Source organism: Chitinophaga sp. SVR4-12A (genome assembly GCF_056754765.1).
On the sequence record NZ_JBPGWP010000001.1, the window covers coordinates 740,370 to 763,278 of the forward strand.

The 22,909-nt window shown below is 51.6% G+C and carries 22 protein-coding genes; 5 read left to right on the forward strand and 17 right to left on the reverse strand.

Annotation, left to right across the window (positions count from 1 at the left end; translation table 11 throughout):
* Window positions 1-19 precede the first annotated feature (19 nt).
* The 15 genes from ACR9Y8_RS02885 to ACR9Y8_RS02955 all read right to left on the reverse strand — a co-directional run bounded on the left by ACR9Y8_RS02885 (window position 20) and on the right by ACR9Y8_RS02955 (window position 14,275).
* Window positions 20-2,527 carry a putative baseplate assembly protein gene (locus tag ACR9Y8_RS02885; protein WP_481211723.1) on the reverse strand — a complete coding sequence of 836 codons (2,508 nt, stop codon included), beginning with the start codon at window positions 2,525-2,527 and terminating at the stop codon, window positions 20-22.
* A gap of 62 nt (window positions 2,528-2,589) precedes the next feature.
* The gene (locus tag ACR9Y8_RS02890) at window positions 2,590-2,940 is read right to left on the reverse strand and encodes a GPW/gp25 family protein (RefSeq protein WP_481211724.1); all 351 of its coding nucleotides are present in this window, start codon (window positions 2,938-2,940) and stop codon (window positions 2,590-2,592) included.
* Window positions 2,941-3,112: 172 nt separating this feature from the next.
* The gene (locus tag ACR9Y8_RS02895) at window positions 3,113-3,433 is read right to left on the reverse strand and encodes a hypothetical protein (RefSeq protein ID WP_481211725.1); all 321 of its coding nucleotides are present in this window, start codon (window positions 3,431-3,433) and stop codon (window positions 3,113-3,115) included.
* Window positions 3,434-3,439: 6 nt separating this feature from the next.
* Window positions 3,440-3,961, reverse strand: coding sequence for a phage baseplate assembly protein V (locus ACR9Y8_RS02900; protein WP_481211726.1), 522 nt, complete (start codon window positions 3,959-3,961; stop codon window positions 3,440-3,442).
* A gap of 15 nt (window positions 3,962-3,976) precedes the next feature.
* Window positions 3,977-5,104: a hypothetical protein gene (locus ACR9Y8_RS02905; protein ID WP_481211727.1), complete on the reverse strand. Its 1,128-nt coding sequence runs from the start codon at window positions 5,102-5,104 to the stop codon at window positions 3,977-3,979.
* A 1-nt stretch (window position 5,105) separates the two neighbouring features.
* On the reverse strand, window positions 5,106-5,462 hold the full coding sequence (locus ACR9Y8_RS02910; RefSeq protein ID WP_481211728.1) for a hypothetical protein: 357 nt from the start codon (window positions 5,460-5,462) through the stop codon (window positions 5,106-5,108).
* A complete protein-coding gene (locus tag ACR9Y8_RS02915; RefSeq protein ID WP_481211729.1) occupies window positions 5,459-6,112 on the reverse strand; it encodes a hypothetical protein in 654 nt (217 codons plus the stop codon). Before ACR9Y8_RS02915 ends, ACR9Y8_RS02910 begins: the two co-directional genes overlap by 4 nt.
* A gap of 92 nt (window positions 6,113-6,204) precedes the next feature.
* A complete protein-coding gene (locus ACR9Y8_RS02920; protein ID WP_481211730.1) occupies window positions 6,205-6,495 on the reverse strand; it encodes a hypothetical protein in 291 nt (96 codons plus the stop codon).
* A complete protein-coding gene (locus tag ACR9Y8_RS02925) occupies window positions 6,489-8,489 on the reverse strand; it encodes an ATP-binding protein (protein ID WP_481211731.1) in 2,001 nt (666 codons plus the stop codon). Before ACR9Y8_RS02925 ends, ACR9Y8_RS02920 begins: the two co-directional genes overlap by 7 nt.
* On the reverse strand, window positions 8,486-9,820 hold the full coding sequence (locus tag ACR9Y8_RS02930; RefSeq protein ID WP_481211732.1) for a Pvc16 family protein: 1,335 nt from the start codon (window positions 9,818-9,820) through the stop codon (window positions 8,486-8,488). Before ACR9Y8_RS02930 ends, ACR9Y8_RS02925 begins: the two co-directional genes overlap by 4 nt.
* On the reverse strand, window positions 9,817-10,575 hold the full coding sequence (locus ACR9Y8_RS02935) for a hypothetical protein (RefSeq protein WP_481211733.1): 759 nt from the start codon (window positions 10,573-10,575) through the stop codon (window positions 9,817-9,819). Before ACR9Y8_RS02935 ends, ACR9Y8_RS02930 begins: the two co-directional genes overlap by 4 nt.
* A 2-nt stretch (window positions 10,576-10,577) precedes the next feature.
* Window positions 10,578-11,279: a T4 family baseplate hub assembly chaperone gene (locus tag ACR9Y8_RS02940; RefSeq protein ID WP_481211734.1), complete on the reverse strand. Its 702-nt coding sequence runs from the start codon at window positions 11,277-11,279 to the stop codon at window positions 10,578-10,580.
* 211 nt (window positions 11,280-11,490) lie between these two features.
* A complete protein-coding gene (locus ACR9Y8_RS02945) occupies window positions 11,491-12,012 on the reverse strand; it encodes a phage tail protein (protein ID WP_481211735.1) in 522 nt (173 codons plus the stop codon).
* Between the two features lie 5 nt (window positions 12,013-12,017).
* The gene (locus ACR9Y8_RS02950) at window positions 12,018-13,598 is read right to left on the reverse strand and encodes a phage tail sheath family protein (protein WP_481211736.1); all 1,581 of its coding nucleotides are present in this window, start codon (window positions 13,596-13,598) and stop codon (window positions 12,018-12,020) included.
* Window positions 13,599-13,759: 161 nt separating this feature from the next.
* Window positions 13,760-14,275, reverse strand: coding sequence for a UpxY family transcription antiterminator (locus tag ACR9Y8_RS02955; RefSeq protein ID WP_481211737.1), 516 nt, complete (start codon window positions 14,273-14,275; stop codon window positions 13,760-13,762).
* A 480-nt stretch (window positions 14,276-14,755) separates the two neighbouring features.
* Between ACR9Y8_RS02955 and ACR9Y8_RS02960 the strand changes: the two genes are divergently transcribed.
* Window positions 14,756-16,780 (forward strand): LTA synthase family protein, encoded by a 2,025-nt coding sequence (locus ACR9Y8_RS02960; protein ID WP_481211738.1) that lies wholly within the window; start codon window positions 14,756-14,758, stop codon window positions 16,778-16,780.
* An 8-nt stretch (window positions 16,781-16,788) separates the two neighbouring features.
* Here ACR9Y8_RS02960 and ACR9Y8_RS02965 read toward each other — a convergent pair whose 3' ends face one another.
* Together ACR9Y8_RS02965 and ACR9Y8_RS02970 are read right to left on the reverse strand one after the other, a co-directional pair.
* Complete coding sequence (locus tag ACR9Y8_RS02965) at window positions 16,789-17,325, reverse strand: hypothetical protein (protein WP_481211739.1); 537 nt, start codon at window positions 17,323-17,325, stop codon at window positions 16,789-16,791.
* Between the two features lie 70 nt (window positions 17,326-17,395).
* Window positions 17,396-18,433 (reverse strand): zinc-dependent alcohol dehydrogenase family protein, encoded by a 1,038-nt coding sequence (locus tag ACR9Y8_RS02970; protein WP_481211740.1) that lies wholly within the window; start codon window positions 18,431-18,433, stop codon window positions 17,396-17,398.
* Window positions 18,434-18,547: 114 nt separating this feature from the next.
* Between ACR9Y8_RS02970 and ACR9Y8_RS02975 the strand changes: the two genes are divergently transcribed.
* The 4 genes from ACR9Y8_RS02975 to ACR9Y8_RS02990 all read left to right on the forward strand — a co-directional run bounded on the left by ACR9Y8_RS02975 (window position 18,548) and on the right by ACR9Y8_RS02990 (window position 22,894).
* On the forward strand, window positions 18,548-20,035 hold the full coding sequence (locus tag ACR9Y8_RS02975; RefSeq protein ID WP_481211741.1) for a sensor histidine kinase: 1,488 nt from the start codon (window positions 18,548-18,550) through the stop codon (window positions 20,033-20,035).
* Between the two features lie 119 nt (window positions 20,036-20,154).
* Window positions 20,155-20,298 carry a hypothetical protein gene (locus ACR9Y8_RS02980; protein WP_481211742.1) on the forward strand — a complete coding sequence of 48 codons (144 nt, stop codon included), beginning with the start codon at window positions 20,155-20,157 and terminating at the stop codon, window positions 20,296-20,298.
* 92 nt (window positions 20,299-20,390) lie between these two features.
* Entirely contained in the window at window positions 20,391-21,428 is a 1,038-nt protein-coding gene (locus ACR9Y8_RS02985; protein WP_481211743.1) for a proline iminopeptidase-family hydrolase, read from the forward strand.
* A gap of 140 nt (window positions 21,429-21,568) precedes the next feature.
* Window positions 21,569-22,894 carry a TolC family protein gene (locus ACR9Y8_RS02990; protein WP_481211744.1) on the forward strand — a complete coding sequence of 442 codons (1,326 nt, stop codon included), beginning with the start codon at window positions 21,569-21,571 and terminating at the stop codon, window positions 22,892-22,894.
* Window positions 22,895-22,909: the final 15 nt, after the last annotated feature.

Genomic DNA, 22,909 nt, shown 5'->3' on the forward strand with positions numbered 1-22,909 from the left:
ATGACGGGATAGAAGACCCTTACTTTCCTCCATTCATTATCAACCTGAACACCCCGTGCTCAGGGAAATTAGGATCGTTATCCAGGCGGGCAATTTCAAGACGTGATAACGTCAGCTCGCCTTTATCCAATGCTACATTATCCGTTCTGCCCTGGCGGTTGAATTTCGTAATCTCTACCGCGTCCACGCCGGGCGTTTGTTGTGCGGCAGCATATAAGGGGCTCAGGTATACGGTTTGACCAAAGCTGAAATTATCAGGATGGAAAAGGCCTCTGCCGCCCTGCGGCAGATCACGGTTGCTGAAGATCTGTAAGAGGGCCGCCTGCACATCGCTCCGGAAATAATGTTCATTCACGCATACCTTCATTTCAATCTCCAGTGAGATATACACAGGGCTGTTCACCTCCAGGTCGTGCCCTGCCATGCGGTAACGTTCCAGTTTCTGCCGCATCTGTGTTTCGAAATCAGCGGCTATCGCTTCGCCTCCCAGGCGGTCTACTGTCAGGAAAACTGTTCTCCAGCTACCGGTCCAGCGGAAGGTGGCCGCGCTGCGCTGCACGGTTTGATCCACGCTTTTGGTAAGGTTCTCATAATCTTCGAGGGTGACGGCGCGTTCCTGTTTGCGGAAAGCGTTAGGCGCTTTTTGCCGCACCATCTGCATGCTCTCCTGGTCCATAGCGCCGATGGCGGGCAGCGGCATGGATACTGCCTTTATCTTTTCATTTACGCCGGTAATGTCCGGGTCGTCAGATACCAGGTATACTTTGGGCTGTATGCCGATGTTGCCGTTAATGCCGTTACCGATCCTGCAGCGCACCGTAAAATCTGTTCCGGGCGCCGGGCGTTTGCCCAGCAGGTCGTCGCCGAAGCGTACGTAAGCGGTGCCGTCGTTCTCCACTTCCACTACGAAGTGCAGGTCGGCAGGCTTGCTGTTCAGCAGGTCGCGCTGTGGCGACCAGGCATGTGGGGATCCGGCTTCCAGCAGCTGTATAGCCGGCAGCACATCGCGCATGGACCATTGCCGTGCGGTGAGCGCAGCATCCTGCTGATAAGGCGCCACCTGGGTCACGGGGCCAAATTTAAGTTTGGGATAATACCGTAAAGGTATAGTGGATGTTTCGGGGATCTCGCAGGGATCGCCTTCGGGCACGCTCAGGCTTAAACGCGGTGAAGGCACAGGATCCAGTGAAAATTCCGTGGTCATGCCATGATCGGCCAGCACGTTATTGCCTAATGCGAGGCTGACGTTGGGGAATTCTCCTCTTTCATTCTTGGTGGAGATGCACAGCGGAAAAGGCAGCGCATCGGCCGCTTGCCATTGTATGATGGTGACCGGCTGATTGTCCAGCGGGTCTTCTACCACCCTGGCATTGCTGAGGCGTACCGGGTGCCGGTGAGTAGGATCTGCATCTCCTGGCTCTCCTGTCTGTGGCCCCAGCACTTCTGCGAGGATCAGTATCATGCCTGGCTGCAGGGCCGCCAGGTTGCCTTTTAAGGTAGCGCTGGTAGCTCCCCGCGGCAGGCAGCACTGGCTGTCTTTCCAGGTGTAGAACTCCATGCGGTTATGCCGGTAGTCCAGCATAATATCATGCATCAGCTCAAACACCAGCGCGCCTTCATTCATAGCGCCCTGGAATTCTTTGCTGTCAGAACGGAAGGCCGCCGGTATGGCGCTGGTACGTGTCAGGACCTTCGTGATGCCGTAAATGTTTTCTTGCTGGAGCAGCAAACCGGTGATACCGTCTGCTATTTCTATGTGTGCCCAGGTACGGGCATTGCAGCCGTCGTGCACAAAATAATCTATGAGGCGGGCGTGACGGCGTACAGACACACGCCTGCGGGCCGTGCCCAGGTAGGCTTCTGTGGCGATGGCATCCTGCTGATAGCTGAGATAATCGCCTGCATAGGCCAGGAGCTCTACCAATGCAATTCCTTCGTCTGCGATGTTACGCTCCTTCCACTGCGGTATCAGCAGGTTGAGGCGGTCCAGCATCAACTGGCGGAAAGTAGCATAGTCCTTGGCCAGGTAGTTCAGCTCCGGCGCCGGCGGTGGCACCGGTGCACAGGAGAACTGCGGTTTGCAGTCAAAATCATTGCCACAAAGCACCTTAAAGGAGAAGTCGACCGAAGACAGTACAGGGTCATATCCCGTAGGGGCGTCACTGTTAGCGGCATCAGCTACCAGGTGGAGGGTATAGGTGGAGAAATCCCCCGCTGCCTCTACCCGTACCACCAGGATCTTGCCCGCATCCGGGTTGGGCGGTGAAGCGGGCGGCGACAGCACGAGGCCGATGCTCACGGAAGTCACCTTAATATCCTTGATACGTTCGCCACCGGCGATAACCACATTCTTTTCGCTCAGGCTGCCCGGCACAATATCTTTCAGGAAATGCACGTACAGCGTAGTTTGCCGTACCGGCAGCGGATCTGCAGGATTGTCCAGCACTTCCAGGAAGTCAATGCCGTTGATGGTGGGATGTTCCATCACCTGGTTGCGCCTGGCATCATTACAGCAGAAGTATTCCATTCAATTAATAATGAATAATTAAGAATTAATAATCACAACGCAGTGTGCTTACCAAATACACGTTAACGTGAAAACTGCGCTACGTTCTGTTCCCGGGTACGTCTTACGGTATATACCACGGTGACCCGAAGGGTGGAATCAAGGTTTTGCACCTGTACATCATTTACTTCTATCAGGTCGCCCAGCCACTGCTGCAATGCGCCCTGTACAAGGAACTGGGTGGTAATGGCCAGCTCGTCGCCGTTAGGCTCAAATACCAGCTGCAGCAGGCCACTGCCAAAATCGGGATGGTTCACGCGCTCGCCGGGAGCCGTGAAAAGCACTTGTTCGATCAGGTCGCGGATGTGACGGTCGTTGTCTGTTTCCGCGGTGTTGCCTTTGTTATCGAACTGGTAGGGAAATGCGATGTTCATCCTTTTAATTAATAATTAAGAATGAATAATTAATAATCCCAGAACAAGTATCTGGTGAAGCCAGCAATATCCTGTAATGAATAATTATGATAATTGAATGGCCACAATGCAAGTGTTTGCAGAGAACTCCTGCCTTGTGATTATTAATTCTTAATTATTCATTATTAATTTATTATGTCCCGATAACCCGTGTTTGTGCAGATAGTATCATTAACGGGGTACCGTTGGGTGCACAGATCGCCTGGCTATCCATCAGCAATACGGGCATACCGTTGGAGGTTACACGAACGGCGCCAGTGATCCACTGCGCCGTTACACACGGACTGGGTGCGCCGGATACATTGAAAGGACAGCCGGCTACGGTATAATGCGCGGGCTGTGTTACGATGGGCATACCGCTCACCAGCACCCTCGGGTTGGGAGAAGTAGGCATTGCGGGCCCCGCATGTGCGCATTGCACGGTAGCGCCAACGTGTAATAAAGGTCCGGGCATATGCAATTATGTAATGGCGAGCGCGCCGTTATTGATCGTTACTGCGGGACCTACCATCACTATGCTGGCCCCTTTTCCATTCTGGATATAGATACCCGTATCGTTCACGATGATAGACGCGCCGGTAGTGCTTTTCAGCATGATGCCACCGGTAGGTCCGGGCAGGTCGCTCACCACCAGCGTGTTCTGCGCCTGCGTCTGGAACACGATATTCGGCGAGGCAGGGATCCCTGCCAGCGCGAGGGCCGGTATTTCTCCGGCAGAGCCCCAGAAGCATCCCGACCAGATGGGATAATCGGGATTACCGCCTTCAAATTCCACCCATACCAGTGAGCCGATGATGGGCACTACAAATGATCCCATCTGGATACCGGCCAGCGGCACACAAGGCATGGCCCAGCTGGAAATACCGAGGCCCAGCACATCAGGTACCTGCACCAGCAACCTGGCTTTCTGCATAGGGTCAATATTGTTGAGCACTGTACCGCGATGCTTGCCGTAGAATTTTCTTTCTGTTGACTCGTTCATAAAATATATCGTTGATCATGCCGGAACCAAAGGCACTGTAGGCAGTAAACCGTTCCGGGTGATGGTAAAGTCCTGGGTGTATTTTCCCCGCTCTATCTTGTGCTTTACCTGCTTTACAAAGTAAAGACCATCAAAGGCGAGGCCTGCTCCCCGCACACCTACCAGCGCTCTTGCCTTTAGTACGTGACCGTAACGCAGCACATTGAGCGAACCGGTACCCGTCACCGCATCTGCAGAACGGGCTGCTTCTGCCAGTCCTAAGGCCACTGCCTGGATGGGATTCAGACTGGCTGTATCCGGCAGCATAGGAAAATTAACAGGGATGGGCGGCAGCGCTGCCAGCGGCGGGTTCAGGGGGCCAATATCCGGTATGGGAATAGGAATAGCGGTATGCGCTTCCTCGATCTGTATAAAGACAATGGGCATTGTTTTGGAAGAGCCGTTGAAGCTGAAATTGAGCGATTCCACATTCGTATGTGCGTCCATGTTAACGTTCAGCGCGGGTTGCGGAATGCCTACTTTTATTTCAGGGCCCCAATAGGCAATGTTCATGCCCGGTGCAGGGCCCGGCTCTATGTAGAACACATAACCTACTGCCCTGGCCAGCTCATTGATATATTCGAGATCTTTTCCACGGTGCGTGGGAATACGTTGCGTGGGCACCGGCACATCTGTAAAAAGGCTGGGGATCACCAGGGGCACCATACCGAAGATGGCATACTTTGCGATGATCAGCGCCACCCTTGCCTCCGGCGGCATACAGGGGTAAGGGAAGCCGGTGAAGTCAACATAGTTCATCACGCTGGTCAGATCAGCACCGGTCACCGTAAAAGTAGACTGCCCTGTCTGTACATTCGGCGTGAGCTGGTGATTCACCACCATGCCATCCATTAGTACATGCGGTGTGCCGTTCACCGTGATGATGATGATGACCCGGATAAAAGGACCTACCTGCCCCAGTAGGAGCAGCAGCGTATTCAAAGGCGATTTGCTGCTGAAGTTGAAGATCAGCTGAAAACCGCTTTCACCGCCGGCCGTTGTAGTTGCTTCCACGCTCACAAGCGCATCCACCACTTCTTTGGGAACCGGAACCGGTACTACGGGGCCTATCAGCAGGTTCAGGGTTACTTTTCCTTTCAGCATATCAGAAGCCAGTCAGGTTTTCCGCTTGTGTGATGCGCAGCCGGACGCCGATTTCATCTGTCAGCTCTTCTGGTTTGATAGCGTTGTTGGCGTCTGCGATCTGCCAGAACTGTTCAGGATTGCCGATCTGTGTAGCGGCGATATTATCCAGCCGGTCTCCTTCCCTCACCACATACTCCTGTAACAATACAAACCTGTCGGGAGAAGGCACCATACGGCGGCGCAGGTAAATGATCTTCCTGCCATTGGGTTCATCCATAGTGGCCGTACCGGTACGGTAATAGCGGCTGTTAACGGCGAAATTATTCACCGGCAGATTACCTGCCTGCAGCAGGTTCTGTAATAACTGCGTGTTCATGGTATTACGTTTATGCCCAGTTCAGTGAGGTTACCGGAAGCGAACATGCCTGCCAGGCGTTCTTTGTTCTGATGATAGCTCATAAACAGGCTGCCTCCTTTATGATCAAAGCCCAGGTCGTCTATGCTGAGCACCCGCATGCCCAGGCTCACTTTGGCCCGGATGGGGTTCAGGTTCACATCAAAGGCTTCTTCCGTGATGCTGAAATCTGTAATGCGCACAGGCAGGATGCGGTTTTTGTTCCAGATGAACAGCGTAAGCGGCGATTCCATGGAAGCGATCTCCAATGCGCCCATGCTGGCCATGCTGTTATTCGAAAGCAGCTGCGAGCTTTTGGGATAGATGATAGTTTCCAGCGCTGCCAGCTGCGGCTGTATGCCTACTTTCACGGTAACGGCATCGGCTACCTGCAATTGATCAGTTGCATCTATCTCCGCATCCAGCTTCAGTGTTTCTACCGGCGGACCGGTAAGGCGCAGGGCCTGTGAACGATTGTTGGAATCAGTGCTGATGCTCTGTACCTGCAAAGTGCGGGTAAGGGTATCAGGATTGTATTGCAGGGTGATGATCCGTTCTACGGCAGATGTGTCTGGATTGATAAGCACAATGCCGCCTTTTATGAGATGAGGAGATCCGGGAAATGTAGACATGAATTCGCAAGTTTGAAGTTTGAGTAAGGGCGTTGCTAAGCAACAAGGCACCCCGGTCTTTCTTCCCCGTCATTGCGAGGAGGGGGGTATGCTTATGGCTTCGTGCTGCCTCGCAATGACGGAGGATGAAGACCACTATATACACTATTTGCGATCTGCTGCCCTACGCCAGCCGGTTTGGCATTGAGAGCATGCTGAAAACTTCCTGCATCCAGTGACGGTATCGCCCCGCCGGAATACAGTCCCTGCGGCAGGCCCTGTTCCGTGAACAGGCGCGTAAGCTCCTGCTGTACGGCCAGGCCTATACGCTGGCGATCGCCCGGCTGGAAGCCGTGCAGCACCAGCTCTTCTATATGCAGCTCTATGTTGGGAGGTGTTACCATGTTCCTAATTCTGCGTTGATCAATGGTTTTTCCAGTTTATTATATTCACTGCGGGCAGCGCGGGAGATATGCGACATATCTACCGGCCTGCCTTCATCCGCTGCAATAAAAGCGGCGTTCATCGCAATGTTGCGGATATTGCCGCCTGCGATATTGAGACGGGCCAGCTTGTCCAGCTGCAGCTCTGCCACTGGCGTGCTGGCAGGAAAAGCGCGGCGCCAGATCTCGGCCCGTTGTGCCGCATCCGGGAAAGGAAATTGTACGATAAAACGAATACGGCGCATCCAGGCTTTATCCATCGTACTTTTCATGTTGGTGGTGAGAATAGCCAGTCCGCGGTAGGCTTCCATGCGCTGCAGCAGGTAGCTCACTTCTATATTGGCGTAGCGGTCGTGGCTGTCGCGCACCTCGCTCCTTTTGCCGAACAGTGCGTCGGCTTCGTCGAACAGGAGGATAGCGCCGCCGTCTTCTGCTGCATCGAAGATCTGTTTGAGGTTCTTTTCTGTTTCGCCCACATACTTGTTGATCACCTGGCTGAGGTCTACCCGGTAGAGATCCAGCTCCAGTTCTCCGGCCAGCACTTCTGAGGCCATGGTCTTACCGGTGCCGCTTTCTCCTGAGAACAGCGCCGTGATACCCAGTCCACGGGAACTACGGGAGGCGAATCCCCAATCCTGGTATACTTTATTTCGCTGCTTCACCTGCATGGCGATCTCTTTCAGGAGATCTTTCTGCGCAGCAGGCAGCACAATATCTTCCCAGCCTGCCGCCGGCTCAATGCGTTGGGCCAGTTCATCGATATGCGGACGCGTATGTTTGCAACAGGTTTTCCAGAGCAGCGGTAAGAGCTGTGTTTTATCATCCCCTTCGGATAACTGTGCCAGTGCAGCTGCTCCGGCAATACTGATGGTGCGGGCGCTCAGGTTGAACTGCGCCACTATCCTGTCCATCTGCCCGTTCAATAAGCGGCCGGTATCACCCAGCTGGGCCATCCACAAATCCGCCTGCTCCTGTGATGTAGGCTTTGCTATTTCGTAAGCGATCGTTTCCCTTCTTGTTTTAGGGCTTGCCTGCCCGGTACTGACGATGATAATGCCCTGCACATGCTCCATAAAACTATTCACTGCCTGCACACGCATCTTATCCGTTGGGTCCAGTGTGGTATAGTCCAGGAAGATGGCGCAGGCTTTCAACGCTGCTTCACGGCTCCATAAACGCGTCAGCTCATTAATATCGCGGGCAGCGGTCGGAATAGCGTATACCGGGATCGTATACAGGTACATGCCCAAACGGGAGGCGATGTAGCCCGCAATGGCCTCTTTATCCATATGATTATCGCCCCCCAGCTGGATCAGCGGCAAGCCGCCGGGCGCAAAATGCTGCGAGTAGCTATGCAGAATGCGGTTGGCCAGCTCAATGTGGGAAGACGCCAGGCTTTCGCCTGCGGGCGCAGGTTCTACCAGGCCTGATAAGCGCTCGTCCAGATGTTGCACGCCGGTAAGAAAGTGCAGGATCTGTTCATCTATCTTCAGCGGACTTTTAGATACCAGCTGTTCATTCATCAGTTCTATCAGGCGCCAGTAGCGTAAGGGCGCGTTAGGCGATAGTGCGCTCCAGTGCGCTTCCGGAAGAACGGCCAGCGCCAGGCCGAAGGAAGGCAGGATGAGGGAAGCGTTGCCGTGAAGGCGTGCGATCAATGTAGCCAGGCTGCTATCCAGCTCCACGCCTGCGCAAAGCAACAGTATATTCTTTTCAAAGGCGGAAAGCCCTAATACTTTTACCAGTGTATCCAGCGCGGCGGTGTCAGGCATTTGCTGCGCCGCTGCTTCCACTTCGTTCAGTGCCTGCTCCAGCTGGATGTGGCGGTTTGTGTCTTCCGGCGCGCCTGCCTCCGGCGCAGGATGGTACAGTTCCAGCGTCAGCTTAGCCAGTCGAACGGATGCCATCAGGTAACGCTGATTGGCATCATGCCATGTGATGGAAGCGGCGCTCATGGTATCGTGATCAGGGGTGAGTTATAATTGCCATTGGGAGCGGCGCCCAGCGGGCTTTCTGCTCCGTCTACCTGTACACGTACCAGGTAGGTGCCTGCCCTTACGCCTGTAATCGGGATATTGATGATATCAAGCGAACCAGGCGGACTTAACACGGTAGACATCAGCAGCTGAAAACTATAGGCCCGCGGCGGTACGCCGGGAACAGGCGGGTTTAGTTCATTTAACAGCAGCATGATGCGTTGGGTGTCTGTTACGTCCGGGCTTAACTGCAGGCGTACCGTGGCCGACCTGGGCGCATTACCGGAACCCGTTACATTCAGCACCTGGCTGGATACGATACGCGGACTTAATACAAAAGCTTCCGAACGGGAGGAAACACCCGTATGCGGCTGCAAGGGAGAGCCCATTAATGTGGGATGTATTACCTGTATGCCATGAACGCCGGCCGGTAAAGACGGCGGCAGTGTAAACGTGATGGAAGTATCGCTGATATCTGCTATAGCCGGCGTTACTTCAATACCGCCTACATTCACGAGCACAATGTCATTTTTGAACTGGTAACCCTGTAATACGATGCGGTAACCAGCCAGTATCTTCTGATCAAACAACACTGGCGCAGCAGGACCGGATTGTGCGCCTACCTTGTTGATCACCGGTTGCTTGAAAGGGATCACATAAATATTGCGGGCCTGTACAGGCAAAGCAGCTTTGGTAGAGCGCTGGCTTTCTATCAGCACCACAGAGATATGGTATGCTGCGGTGGGCCTGTATTTTGCGCCGAAGGCGGTCCAGAGCTTGGAGATCTCTTCGAGGTTCATCTCTTCAGGACTGATCTTGATCTGCTCTACCTGGTCTGCCAGGTTGGAAGTAGAAAGGGCTCTGAGCGAGAGTGGCAGGTCGCCGGTGTTCACCCCTCCTACCGGTGGCGTTAAGGATCGGCGAATTGCGTCGCGGGCCAGCACCGGTGTTTCATGCAGGAGCTGCATACCGTGGCCCAGCAATATTTCCATGTGCAGCTCACTGCTGCCATAGGCTGATAACACATAGTGCAGGTCCAGCGCCAGGGGCGGATTACCGGTACGTGTACCGGCGGAATCAAATGCGGGAAAGCCGTTGTTACGCCAGCCCGGATTAGTAGTGGCCTGGTACATGAACAGGTTCAGCTGGCTCTGTTCATTGGTGGTGCTGGTATCAATACGATCCGGCGGCAGGGCGGTTACCAGTACGGTAGAGCCGATGACGCCCGTTACATCATGATTGATCAAACCGTCATTCAGCAGGTCTTTCAATACCTGTGTTACTGATGCAATAGCAAGCGCCGTGCTCATGATGTACCTCCACTTCTTTTTTTAAGAAAGTCGTCCAGCGACATTGCCGGTTTACCGGCCGTGCCGGATTTTGCAGCTGCAGGCTGCGTCAGGGCCCTTACATCGATGCGGCCGATAGATACTTTGATCACCGGCTGTGGTGCTGATGCCGCAAGGGAATACTGACCTGAACGTTGCATATTCCGGTCAGGAGAAAAATGGTTGAACCACTGAGGAGATCCGGTAGGTCCGTTCCCGTTATGAGGAGCCGGCGCAATGCCTTGTTGTCCGGGTGGCTGGATACTGAAATAAAGCGGGCGGACAGCGGCAGCCTGCGTTTGAGCAGGAGAGGTGGACGGTGTATCGGGCGCACTGCTTTCAGTGGGTGGATGCTTCGCAAAAAGATTGTTCACTGCTCCTCCTATGGGCATGGGATCAGGATGATCTGCCGGAAGGGCTGCTGCCGGAGGTGTAACCAGTGACAGCAACGTTTCAGGCGGGGCCACAGTACGGTTCGCAGGCGGAGCTACCACCGGTTCTTCATTTTCCGGTGTGGGCGGTTCCGGCGACGTACTTATCCGCGTGGGGCCTTCCCGAAGCGCATTTGATGCAGCCTGTGTATGATCGGCCGGAGGCGTAACGTTCCCCGGCAACCAGGCAGGCATGACCTCCTCAGCGGGACCGGGCTGTGATTCAAACCGTCCCCTGAGCCGGGGCATTACATAGCTGGCAGCGGTAGTATGACGGGCTATCAGGTTGCTGATGAAGTTAGCCATGATCAGATCATTTCCAGGTAGAGCTGACGGCGTTGCGCGCTCATGTTCAGTATATCTTTTTCAGACCAGCCGAAGGCCCTTGCCAGCAGGCTTACTTCCTGCAGCAGGCGCAGGGCCCATTGATGCAGCTCTGCCCACAGATAGCTGGCAATATCGAATAATGCTTCCCATTGATGTTCGCATGCCGGACAGCTTAACAGCATCCGTATATCGGCCTGCGGATCTTCTACGCTCATACGTTGCATGAGCGCATCGGTGACATGATCCGGCAGGCTTTGTATACCGGCGGGCTGTATCTCCAGGATACAACGTTGGAGAAGCGCTGCTTCGTTCGTATAGGCGGCACAGATATCGAGCGTATTGGGCAGGCGGTAATGGATGGTATACCCGGATGTTTCCAGGGAGCGGCTGGTCAAAGCGTCTGATTGCAGGCAAGGCTGCAGGCGCAGCTGCTGTACAGATGCTTCCCATTCTACCTGTTCGGCGCAATGCGGGCACCAGGCCGTGTTCAACAAGCGGGGGCCAAAGATCCATTCGCGCAGTTGCAGCAGGCGCGCGTCCCGTTCGCCAATGCTCAGGGCAGCTATCTGTTCCGGGTCAGTGGCACATGCCGTTGCCAGCAGGCGGAGCGATCTGTCCAGGAGTGATTGCTGTAGACCGGTTTCCCAGTGATCCATCAGTTCAGCGGCAGTAAGCGGCCTCATATTTCAGTTGTTAGTTGACAGTTGTCAGTTGACAGTTGTAAGTCATAAGTCGTAAGTCGTGAGTCGTTAGTCGTTAGTCGTCAGTTGTTAGTCGTTAGTCGTTAGTCGTAAGTCGTAAGTAAATGCAGCAATGGTAGCCGCGTCAATCACTGACAACTGACAACTGACAACTGACAACTAACGACTAACGACTAACGACTTACGACTATAATTAAGGCTCCGTGAAAGAAGGTTCGCTCGGCTCTGTTACTTCATAATCGCGTTCCCATCCTTCGTTCTCCAGCTTGATATGCTGTATGGCCACTGCATTGGCGTTGGCGTCGAGGTCAGGTAAAGCCTGGTATTCAGATACCCAGCAGCGGAACACCTTGTAAGCGATGGCCAGTTGCCCGGCTTCGTTGTACAATTCTATGATAATATCTTTTCTGAAATCTTTCAGGGATACTTCTGCGCCCAGGCCTGAACCAAAGTTCCATATTTTGTTGGCCCATTTTTCAAACTCCTGGTCGTGCGTCACTCCGCGTTCCAGTGATATTGCTTCAAACTCCGTACGGCCCGGTGATTTGCGGCTGCTGCTGGGATCTCCGCCTTCGCGGTGCTTCACCACTTCGGTGGTTTTCTTAAGGCCACCTACTTTACTGATGCCGGCAACGTAGCGGCCTTCCCATTTTACCCGGAACTTAAAATTCTTGTACGGGTCAAAGCGTTGCGTGTTTACGGTAAACTGTGCCATAATAGTTAGATTTCAATTTTACCTGCCAGCTGTTGAATCTTAATGATCACAAATTCGGCAGGCTTTAATGGTGCAAAACCTACCAGTATATTCACGATGCCCTGGTTGATATCGTTTTGCGTGGTAGTTTCCTTATCGCATTTCACCAGGTAAGCATCTCTTGGCGTGGTGCCCTGGAAGGCGCCCTGGCGGAAGAGGTTATGCATGAACGCGCCGATGTTCAGTCTTATCTGCGCCCATAGGGGCTCATCGTTCGGTTCAAACACCACCCACTGCGTACCGCGGTAAAGGCTTTCTTCAATGTAGAGAGCTGTGCGGCGAACGGCGATATACTTATATTCATCTGCCAGCTGGTCGGCGCCGCGAAGGGTACGGGCGCCCCATACTACCCTGCCGGTGATAGGGAAAGCACGGAGACAGTTGATGCCCAGGGGATTCAGCTGACCGTTCTCCTGGTCGTTCAGGTTCACCTGCAAACCCTGTATACCATTAATGCCCGCGTCGATCCCGGCAGGTGACTTCCACACGCCGCGGTTGGTATCTGTCTGCGCCATGATACCGGCAATGCTGCCGCTGGGTACAAAAGTATCTATCTGGTTTTGCCGTGCCGGGTCGGGCTTGCGCACTCTCGGAAAATACAGCGCTGCATTGCGCGCAGCAGTACCGGAGAGGCCTAATGTAGACAATCCTGCAATGGCATTGGACACCGCGCTGGTGGGAATAGCTGCCCAGGCCAGCGGCGGATCTACCAGCAGCATGGCCCGTTTCTGCACGCAAAGCTCCAGGGCCTTCTGGTAGGTAGAAGCACTGGTATCTGAGAGCCGGGTGGGCGGCGGTATACACAGCAGGTTAAAGAGGTCGGTATTCAGCAGCGCATAGATCCCTGTCTTCAGGCTTTGGCTGCCTTCATATTCAAGGGCGGTGAGATCACTGCCATCATCTCCGCCGGTGGCGGTGATGGGCGTAGTGGTCACTGCCGGGCGCACGGTAGGCACGATCCAGTTGCCGCTGCCGTCTTTTTCCACGCCAACACGGGTAGAGCCCTGTTCCAGCACGCGGGGCAGGAAACGCACATCGGCAGGCTGTAAGGATACGTTGAGGAACTCTTCCACTTTCACCTTGTTTTCATAAATGATCAGGTTAAAGTGTGTAGTATCAGCTGTTACGGGAGATGAGGGCGGCGCAGTAGGATCCTTTGTGTTGTAGTTAACAGCTGCGCTGAGGTTATTGCCCAGAAGCCCCGGACTGGCGGCCTTCAGGTTGAGAAAGTCGCCCATCGGGCTTAATGTGCCCGGCAAAGGGATGGTAGCGATACCCGCGCCGTTCACAATGCGGACGATGATGGCCTGACTGCCGCCGTTGAGGTAGAAGTCCTGCACGGCATAGCTCATCGTACTATCCACCCATAGCCCGCCGAAGATGCGTTCATAATCACCGAAGCTGTTGATGATGACTGGCTCATTCACAGGCCCGCTCAATGCGCGGCCAACAAAGGCGGTTATTGAGGTAGCCACTCCGGTGATCGTTCGCACGCCACTGGGCAGTTCTTCAATATACACGCCAGGATAAGTTGGTTGAACTGGCATAAATAAAGGTTGTTAGTTTTGAGTTATTAGTTGACAGTGGAGAGTGGAGAGTTGTCAGTTGACAGTTGTCAGTCGTTAGCGATTAGTCGTTAGTAAATGCTGCGAAGATGGTGTTCGCTGCATTCACTGACAACTGACAACTGACAACTGTCAACTAACAACTAACAACTAACCGCTTCCATGAGATATTCCTGTGGAAGATTGAGCAAAATGCTGCGCTGCAGGAGATCAATGCGGACCAATATCTTCTCCTTTCCTTTGTATTGCACTACTTCACATGCAAAACCGGTAAAAGGGCCTTCACGGATGAGCAGGCATTTACCAGACTGGAAATATTCTGAGGTCACTTCTACCTCCTGGCCTTTTGTAACAATAAGGCGGATATGATCGATCACGGCGGTGCTGACCCTGGCTATTTCATTGCCGGTTTTCACATAATATAATACGCCGTCAATGTCGAGGCTGTTGACGTAGTGGTGATCATTCTTAAGATGTACGAAAACATAAGAGGGGAACAGCGGAGCATCGATGTACTTTTTACGGTCGGACCATTTGCGGAGCGATTTGACAGTTGGCAAAAAGGCATCTACGGCTAGTCTGGAAAGTTGTTCTGTTACTTTTTTCTCATGGCGCGGCTTGGTATAAATAACACGCCATCCGGCTTGGAAGTCAGTCATGGGGTTTCATTCTAGCTGGTAAAAAGATAAAGCTTGCGCTATCGTAAGTCACAGTCTTACGGATCGGCAAAAGCATAAAAGGTAAAAAATAGAAACAAACTGAAGCTGTGGTACGGTTCTTCTTTAATCTGGTGCCAGTCTTTAAAAGAAAAAAATCCTTGCCATTCGATTGGGGTCGAAAAGAATTGTTTATTGGAAGTGATTGAGATTAACGATTCAATAGCAAGTTAGTAAAAAAAATTAAATTTTCAATATTCAAATAAAAAATACTTCATTATTAATTCTCGGATGTCCACGATGATGGCTCATTTAAAAGGAAATTGATTTTTGCCCGCTTAACAAAAAATTAATAATTTCATAACCTGAAACTAAAGATGCAGACCTGGCGCCTCATCTTTCCAACCATTCCTCTGAAGCACTCCAGAAACAATTTTTACTATTCCACGATCTTTTGCCCCTATGTTGACTATAAGCAGATATATGTCGCTATCCGTAGCACATGTTAAAAGAACCGTAAGCGGATTTACAAGCTGGTACCTGATATTCTGTGCTTTATTTTTATTCCTGCGGTGTGCGGCCATGGTGTACGACAGGATGCTGCACGGCCGCCTGAGAGCCTGGTGGGATGTATGGCTGACAGGCATTGCAAAAGACATGATCTTCCTGATGACCCTGGGCGCCTGGGCATTCCTGGGGCATTTGCTGATCTCCCTTTTCAGTGAAAAGCTGGCGCAACGCGTGGGCATTGTCAGCGCCATCCTCATCTGCCTGCTGCATATTGCGCTCACACAGTACTTCCTTACTACGCTCACCATGCTGGGCGCCGACCTCTGGTATTATTCCATCCATGACATCTGGCAAACCATCGCTGCCGCAAACATCCGGTCCCTGGCCGTGATCGGACTGCTGGCCGTGATCGGACTGATTGTCTGGAGCCTGGTGAAACTGCCCGGCAGGATCCATCCCGCACCCACAATAGGCATCAGTATTATTGTATTGTCGGGCTTCTCTGAAGTGTTTAACCTGGCCAACCGCTCGCAAACCTGGCGCAGCGAAAGCTCTGAATATGGCAATAGCCTCAGCAATAATACCTCTTACTTTTTTTACCGGCAGAGCCTGGATTACTTTTTTGCTTCACCGGCAGAACTGAATATGTATGCAGACAGCAATATCCTGACAGAACGGGAGGAAGACAACAACAGCATCGATTATTTTCATTATACGGATGAAAAACATTATCCCTTCCTGCACCCGGATGAAACAAGGGATGTGCTGTCCCCTTTCCTGCGCAGGAACGGCCATCCGCCTAATATTGTGATCCTGCTGCTGGAAGGGGTAGGCAGGGCCTATGCCAATGAAGGGGCTTATTTAGGAAGCTTTACGCCCTTTATGGATTCACTGTCAAAACATTCCCTGTACTGGGAGAATTTCCTGAGCGCAGCGGGAAGAACCTTCGCCGTATTGCCTTCCATCCTGGCTTCAGCGCCTTTCGGCAAAACGGGCTTTACAGAAATGGGCAAGCGCATGCCTCCGCACCTAAGCTTAATAAGCCTGCTTAAGCACAACGGATATGAAACCGCTTTTTATTATGGCGGCGATGCGCAGTTTGATAACATGGCAGATTTTCTGCATCGCAATGCCATTGATCACATTTATGACATACAATCTTTTCCCGAAGGCTACAACAAGCTGCCGGCCAACCAGCTCGGGCTTTGCTGGGGATATGGCGATAAAGAGCTCTACCGCTTTTATTTCTCTACGCTTAAAAATAATGACACCCCTTATTGCAGGGTATTGCTCACCGTTACTTCTCATGAGCCTTTCCTGGTTCCGCAGCAGCAAAAGTACCTGGCCCGCTTTGAACAGCGGATGAACGAGCTGCATTTTGACAAAGCGAGCAGGGAGATTGCACGCGACTTTAAATTGAAGTATGCCAGCATCCTGTTTGTTGATGATGCCCTGCGGGAGTTCTTACGGTACTATGCACAAAGGCCGGATTACGGTAATACCATCTTTATCATCACAGGCGATCACCGCATGCCGGAGATCCCGATGAAGGATAAGCTGGACCGCTACCGGGTGCCCTTCCTGATCTACTCCCCGCTGCTGCAAAGGAGCGCCACATTCTCAGCGGTGTCGTCTCATTTTGATGTTGCTCCCAGTATACTGCGCCTGCTGCGTACGCAGTACCAGCTGCGCGTGCCTTCACTTGCTTCCTGGGTAGGCAGCGGACTGGATACCGGGCATACTTTCGGCAACCGCAAAGCGTATCCTTTTATGGAGAACAAACATTTCATGATCGACTTTATGCAGGGAGAACATATGATCATAGGGAACGACCTTTTCCGCATCGATCCGCAAATGCGCCTCTCCCCTGTTGTTGACAGGTATAAAATGGTACAGCTGCAAAGACGGTTTGAAAGATTTAAGCACAAGAACCGCCAGATGGTGGAAGGCGCCAGGCTGTTGCCGGATTCGATCTATGAGGAGTATTTTCCGCGTTAGTTATTATGCTAGAGGGACCGTATGTAAGAACGCAGGTAATGCAGCTCAATGGAATCCATCTTTTGGAAAGAAGTCGGATGAGATGACCTGTTAATCAAATTATATAATTGCGTTGAATCATCTTTTATTTTCTTTAATGAAGCGTCTTGCGAAGCTCTTGCATGACAGCTAATGCAATAATACTGGAACATCTTTTTACCTTTCTCCTGATCTGAAACGTCGTTTTTCTGAAGAGAAAAGAAATAATTATTAAACGCTTTGGAATTGAAAACAATTTGCCTGTCTATATCATTATGCTCAAAGACCTGTGCGTACATAGGCTTTTCGTTATCTTTTGAATAAAAAACTGAAAGGCAGATGGTATCATCCAGATAATAATCCCTTTGCACAATTTTCCCGTCTTCATACCGGATGTACTCGCCGTTCTTTTTACCGTCTGCATCGTAACCATTGAATTTGCTGCTTTCATTATCGGCACATGCGTACATTAAAATCAGGAAAAAAATAAAGAAATGGCCTTTTACCAGACGGAATAACTGTCTCATAGGTATCGGATCTCTACGGGTTAATTTATTCTGATTTAATTAATTATGCGACACTAAAATAATAAATAAATTATAATTCCTCCAACGGCATTACCAGCACCGCCGCCCCCTGTATCTCTCCTGCACGCAACAGCTGTAAAGCCTCATTGGCCTGATGCAGCTCAAATACCTGGGTAGTTGTTTTCACCGGTACCAAAGGCGCCTGTTGTAAAAGCAGCCTTCCGTCTTCCCGGGTAAGATTGGCTACGGAGCGTATTCCGCGTTCTTCCCATAACAAGCTGTAAGGAAAAGAAGGGATCGCGCTCATATGAATACCGCCGCAAATTACCATGCCGCCTCTGTCTACATCTGCCAGCGCTTTAGGGATCAATTTCCCGTCAGGTGCAAAAAGGATCGCCGCATCCAGCGGTACCGGGGGCTTTTGCCCAGAGTCTCCAGCCCATACCGCTCCCAGTTTCCGGGCAAAGTTTTGGCCCCGCTGGTCGCCGGGACGTGTAAAGGCATACACGTTCTTACCCTGATAAACAGCGATCTGCGTAAGGATGTGCGCTGCCGCACCAAAGCCGTACATACCGATATTCCGCGCATCCGGGGAAGCCATGCGATAAGAGCGGTAGCCGATCAGGCCCGCGCAAAGCAGCGGCGCGCCGGAAGCATTGGCATAGAGGCTGGGCAAAGGCAGGCAGTATTGCTCCCAGGCTACGGTAAATGTGGCATAACCGCCATTCACGGTATACCCGGTGAACAGCGCATTTTCACAAAGGTTTTCGCGTCCGCTCAGGCAGTATTTGCAGGTACCGCAGGTATACGCCAACCAGGGAACACCTACCAGGTCGCCTACGTCCAGCTGCAATACCCCCGGGCCTTTAGCCACCACAATGCCGATGATCTCGTGGCCCGGTATCAGGGGCAAACGGGGATGTTGCAGCTCTCCGTCCACAATATGAAGATCGGTACGGCATACGCCGCAGGCAATCACTTTCACGAGCACCTGCGCTGCAGCCGGAACAGGCATCGGGAGGTTCTTTAGCACCAATGGTTTCCCGGGAGCTTCCAATATCATGGCAAGCATGGTTTCAGGTATCTGGGGGTGTTGATGGAGTGTCATATCCTGGGGTGAGATGGCATGCCTGTAAATCTAGCAAAATAGCTGCCAACCCCACGCGATGTTAAAAGATATATCTACCTTTAGTTAACCCCCACCGCTTAAAAGCAAGCCCTTATGCACCAGGAAAAATATAGCTTGTTTGATCATCTGATAGAAGGCGTCCAGGTCATCAGCAGGGATTGGAAGTACCTGTATGTGAATGAGGCCATATCTGTGCACTCCATGCTCTCAAAAGAAAAACTGCTGGGCCATACCCTCATGGAAATCTACCCCGGTATTGAAGACACGGAACTGTTCAGGCGCATCAAAGGCTGTATGGAGGACTGCCACACTCATAAGATGGAGGTGGAATTCAATTTCCCTCACCGTGCCGTAGGCTATTTTGAGCTGAGGATGCAGCCCGTTCCGGAGGGCGTACTGATCCTCTCCATTGACGTTACCGAGCAAAAGAAGACGGAGCAGGCCCTCAAACAGAGCGAGGAGCGGTACCGCATGATCTTTAACGGTATCCAGGAAAGCCTGATCGTTTATGATGTTATTACAGACGATGCAGGAACAGTGACCGACCTTTGTTTCGTAGAAGTGAACCCCGCCGCCGAAAAAACACTCGGAAAAACAAATAAAGAACTGAAAGGTCAGACGCTCAGCGATGTCTTATGGGTGCTGGACCAGAACGCGGCCGAAATTGTGAAACGGGTGCTGCTAACACAGGAACAGGTAAGAACAGAACGCTTCATCCCTGTGCTCAACAGGTGGTTTGAGATCTTCACCTTTTCACCGCGACCCGGGCAGATCGCCAATCTTAACCTCGACATCACTAACCGCAAGCACGCAGAAGAACAGGCGCACCAGCTGCACCTGGACCTGGAAGAGCGTATCAGGGACCGCACAGCAGAGCTGATCGCCTCCCTCGAAAGAGAAAAGGAGCTGAATGAAATGAAATCTGATTTTGTGTCGATGGCATCCCATGAGTTCAGAACTCCCTTAAGTACACTGCTCACCAGCGTTTCACTGATAGAAAAATACGTGGAAACCGGTGAAAAGGAAAAATCACACAAGCATCTTGCAAAGATCCAGGCCGCCGTTAAAACCCTGACGAACATCCTGGAAGATTTTCTCTCGCTCGATAAACTGCAGGAAGGGAGGATAGACGTAATGGAACAAAGCTTCGAATTATCTCCCTTCATAGAAAAAGTAATTGATGATATAAAGGCCATCTGCAAACGCAAACAACATATCCGCTACCAGCATACCGGTCTCACCAGCATATGCTTCGACTCCAAGATCTTACAGAACATCCTGCTCAACCTGCTTTCAAATGCCATTAAGTATTCCGAGCAGGATATAGCCGTGTCTACCCTGGTAGACGATGACACCATGACCCTGACCGTAACAGATAAGGGCATCGGTATCCCGGAACACGGACAGGAAAAAATGTTCAGGCAGTTCTTCCGTGCAACAAATGTCAATAATATCCAGGGCACCGGCCTGGGACTATATATCGTCAAGCGCTATCTCGACCTTGTAAACGGCAGCATCGATTTTACCAGCAAAGAAAATGAAGGCACTACCTTCCGCGTACGCTTCCCACTGCATCACTAAAAATTGCAGAAAAGCTCCCGTTAACAGACTGGCAGGCCCCTTCCCTAAATATTCCCATGATGAATGAAACACACCACATTTTCTAACCCGATAATTACGACCACTCAAAAAACCATTGTATGAAGCACCTTAATGGTATGCTGAACATCAGCAAGAGCCAGACCGGTCTGGCTTACTTCCCCGATCATGCTGTCTATTATGTAGCGATGTTTGATTTTCATCAGCAGTCTATATTAAGAAGACCGTATTATACGTGGAAATAATAGTTTCCCTGAATTGTGTCGGAGGGGCTCACCGGGTTTGGTGAGCCCTGCTTATTCTTACGATTTACTACATTTGAAGATAAAACCACTATATGCCCAATATCAAACCTTTCACCTGCTTACTGATCATATACTTAGCAGCATTATCCTGCAATACCGCCCAGGTAAATACGAAAACTACCACTGACAGCAGCTACTTCACCCCGGCCGACAGCGGCGTTCAAACAGGCGGCGTACAAGTAGTGCCAATCACAACGCCCAAAGGCACATTCAATGTATGGACCAAACATATCGGCAACAACCCCAAGACAAAGGTACTATTGCTGACCGGCGGCCCCGGCGCCAGCCATGAATACGTAGAATGCTTTGAAAGCTTTTTCCCCAAAGAAGGTATTGAGTTTATTTACTACGATCAGCTGGGTACCGGCTATTCAGATAATCCAAAGGATACCTCCCTGTTTGACCTTGCCCGTTGTGTGGATGAAGTGGAGCAGGTACGCAAGGCATTGCACCTCGACAAAGATAATTTCTATCTCCTGGGGCATTCCTGGGGCGGTATCCTGGCCATGGAATACGCCATCAAATACCAGCAGCATCTCAAAGGCCTGATCATTTCCAATATGATGGCCAGCGCCGCTGATTATAACCGCTATGCCGATGAAGTGCTGGCCAAACAGCTGGACCCGAAGGTGCTGGACACCATCCGCCAGATCGAGAAAAAAGGTGATTTTGACAGTCCCAAATATATGGAGCTGCTGATGACGCATTTCTATTCAAAATTCATCTGCCGCCTGCCCACATGGCCTGAACCGATGGCGCGCTCGATGAGCCGCCTGAACCAGCCTTTTTATGTAACCATGCAGGGGCCCAGTGAATTTGGTCTTTCCGGTAAGCTGGAGGGATGGGATGTGAAGGCCCAACTGCCCACTATTGAGGTGCCTACCTTAAGCATTGGCGGCAAGTATGATACTATGGATCCGGAACATATGAAGTGGATCGCCGGACAGGTAAAGAAAGGCACTTTCCTCTTTTGCCCCAATGGCAGCCATATGAGCATGTATGATGATCAACAGACGTATATGAGGGGGCTGATCTCGTTTATAAAAACAACAGAAGCAGGCAGTAAATGAAAGCTTAGTCGTCAGCCTTTAGCCGCATAGCATTGGACGGCCCGCCTACGAAATACCGTAATCCGTACAACAGAAGCTATTATTGGGACATTTACAACCAGCGCTAAGTTGAGGAACTTTGCTCAATAGCGCATATGGTTATGAAAACTTTGTTCCTACTGCTGACACTTTTCTTTTTTGCCACTCAGCTGCTTGCACAGGATACCGCTACGGGGGAAGAATATTACCTTTCCCTGCCTGCGGCCATTAAAATGGCGCAGCAACAGAACAAGCTGGTGCAGGCCTTGAAGCAGGACGAAAAAGCCAGTACCCTCGATCTCCGGGATGCACAGAACGCCACACTACCGCAGCTGGGTATGGAGGTCAACTACCAGCGGTTCTCGCAGCTTACATTGTACGACAACGGATGGTCAAAGTCCGAGTCTTTCACCCGCAGGCCGGATCCCAATACCATTAACATGGGCGCCAGCGCCGCTTTCACCCTCTTTGCCGGCGGCAGGTTAAGAAACGCTATCGAAGAAGAAAGCATCCGCAGGGAGCTGGCAACATTGGGCGTTACGGATCAGGCCGGACAAAGTGCACAAGTGGCCGCCCTCCTCTACCTGGACATTATCCGCCTGTATAAGCTGGATTCCCTCTTTAGCGAACAGGTGAAACGGGCGGAGCTCCGCTTAAAGAATATCACTTCCCTTTACAACAATCAGCGTGTTACACGCAGCGACCTGCTGAGAGCAGAGCTGAACCTTTCCTCTATTCAGCTGAATAAAGAAACAACAGACAATGATATTGTCATCGCCAAACAAAAGCTCGCCGTCCAACTGGACATACCGGATACCGCGCAGCTGGTGATCACCGACACGGCGCTGGCCCAGCCGCTTTCTCTCAGCGGACTGCAAAGCAGCATGAACGCCGAACCGGCAGCGCCCTATGTATTACAGCGCACTGCCAAAGCGATCCGTTTACAGGAAAGCAGGATCCGTTCGATACGCAGCGCTTACTATCCCGTGGTACAGCTGTACTCCGCTTATGGATTGAACTATCCCAACTTTTTCTTCTTTCCACCGGTGGCACAGTGGTACTCTGTTGGGTTTATCGGGATACGGGCGCAATATGCTATTTCATCGCTCTATCATAATAAGAACAAAGTAGCTGCTGCCAAAGAAAGGCTCAACAGCCTGCAGCTGCAGCGGGCTTATATCAACGACAATGTGAACGAAAATATCCGGTCCTTATATATTAAATACAGCGAATCACTCACGCGGATCAGGGTGGCGGAGAAATCCATTGAGCAGGCGGCCGCCAACCTGAAGATCGTCAGCACGAAATACTACAACCAACTGGCATTGCTGACCGACCTGCTGGATGCTGACAACCTTTACCTGGAATCCAATTTCAACCTGGTAAAGGCGCAAACAGATGCGATGGGCTATTACTACCGCCTGCTATATGTTACGGGTAAACTATAATCTACAATCACTATA

Excerpts from the sequence above, each read along its gene's own strand:
- ACR9Y8_RS02885 (WP_481211723.1), bottom strand. The coding sequence starts at position 2,527 with ATGGAATACTTCTGCTGTAATGATGCCAGGCGCAACCAGGTGATGGAA.
- ACR9Y8_RS02890 (WP_481211724.1), bottom strand. The coding sequence starts at position 2,940 with ATGAACATCGCATTTCCCTACCAGTTCGATAACAAAGGCAACACCGCG.
- ACR9Y8_RS02895 (WP_481211725.1), bottom strand. The coding sequence starts at position 3,433 with ATGCCCGGACCTTTATTACACGTTGGCGCTACCGTGCAATGCGCACAT.
- ACR9Y8_RS02900 (WP_481211726.1), bottom strand. The coding sequence starts at position 3,961 with ATGAACGAGTCAACAGAAAGAAAATTCTACGGCAAGCATCGCGGTACA.
- ACR9Y8_RS02905 (WP_481211727.1), bottom strand. The coding sequence starts at position 5,104 with ATGCTGAAAGGAAAAGTAACCCTGAACCTGCTGATAGGCCCCGTAGTA.
- ACR9Y8_RS02910 (WP_481211728.1), bottom strand. The coding sequence starts at position 5,462 with ATGAACACGCAGTTATTACAGAACCTGCTGCAGGCAGGTAATCTGCCG.
- ACR9Y8_RS02915 (WP_481211729.1), bottom strand. The coding sequence starts at position 6,112 with ATGTCTACATTTCCCGGATCTCCTCATCTCATAAAAGGCGGCATTGTG.
- ACR9Y8_RS02920 (WP_481211730.1), bottom strand. The coding sequence starts at position 6,495 with ATGGTAACACCTCCCAACATAGAGCTGCATATAGAAGAGCTGGTGCTG.
- ACR9Y8_RS02925 (WP_481211731.1), bottom strand. The coding sequence starts at position 8,489 with ATGAGCGCCGCTTCCATCACATGGCATGATGCCAATCAGCGTTACCTG.
- ACR9Y8_RS02930 (WP_481211732.1), bottom strand. The coding sequence starts at position 9,820 with ATGAGCACGGCGCTTGCTATTGCATCAGTAACACAGGTATTGAAAGAC.
- ACR9Y8_RS02935 (WP_481211733.1), bottom strand. The coding sequence starts at position 10,575 with ATGGCTAACTTCATCAGCAACCTGATAGCCCGTCATACTACCGCTGCC.
- ACR9Y8_RS02940 (WP_481211734.1), bottom strand. The coding sequence starts at position 11,279 with ATGAGGCCGCTTACTGCCGCTGAACTGATGGATCACTGGGAAACCGGT.
- ACR9Y8_RS02945 (WP_481211735.1), bottom strand. The coding sequence starts at position 12,012 with ATGGCACAGTTTACCGTAAACACGCAACGCTTTGACCCGTACAAGAAT.
- ACR9Y8_RS02950 (WP_481211736.1), bottom strand. The coding sequence starts at position 13,598 with ATGCCAGTTCAACCAACTTATCCTGGCGTGTATATTGAAGAACTGCCC.
- ACR9Y8_RS02955 (WP_481211737.1), bottom strand. The coding sequence starts at position 14,275 with ATGACTGACTTCCAAGCCGGATGGCGTGTTATTTATACCAAGCCGCGC.
- ACR9Y8_RS02960 (WP_481211738.1), top strand. The coding sequence starts at position 14,756 with ATGTCGCTATCCGTAGCACATGTTAAAAGAACCGTAAGCGGATTTACA.
- ACR9Y8_RS02965 (WP_481211739.1), bottom strand. The coding sequence starts at position 17,325 with ATGAGACAGTTATTCCGTCTGGTAAAAGGCCATTTCTTTATTTTTTTC.
- ACR9Y8_RS02970 (WP_481211740.1), bottom strand. The coding sequence starts at position 18,433 with ATGACACTCCATCAACACCCCCAGATACCTGAAACCATGCTTGCCATG.
- ACR9Y8_RS02975 (WP_481211741.1), top strand. The coding sequence starts at position 18,548 with ATGCACCAGGAAAAATATAGCTTGTTTGATCATCTGATAGAAGGCGTC.
- ACR9Y8_RS02980 (WP_481211742.1), top strand. The coding sequence starts at position 20,155 with ATGAAGCACCTTAATGGTATGCTGAACATCAGCAAGAGCCAGACCGGT.
- ACR9Y8_RS02985 (WP_481211743.1), top strand. The coding sequence starts at position 20,391 with ATGCCCAATATCAAACCTTTCACCTGCTTACTGATCATATACTTAGCA.
- ACR9Y8_RS02990 (WP_481211744.1), top strand. The coding sequence starts at position 21,569 with ATGAAAACTTTGTTCCTACTGCTGACACTTTTCTTTTTTGCCACTCAG.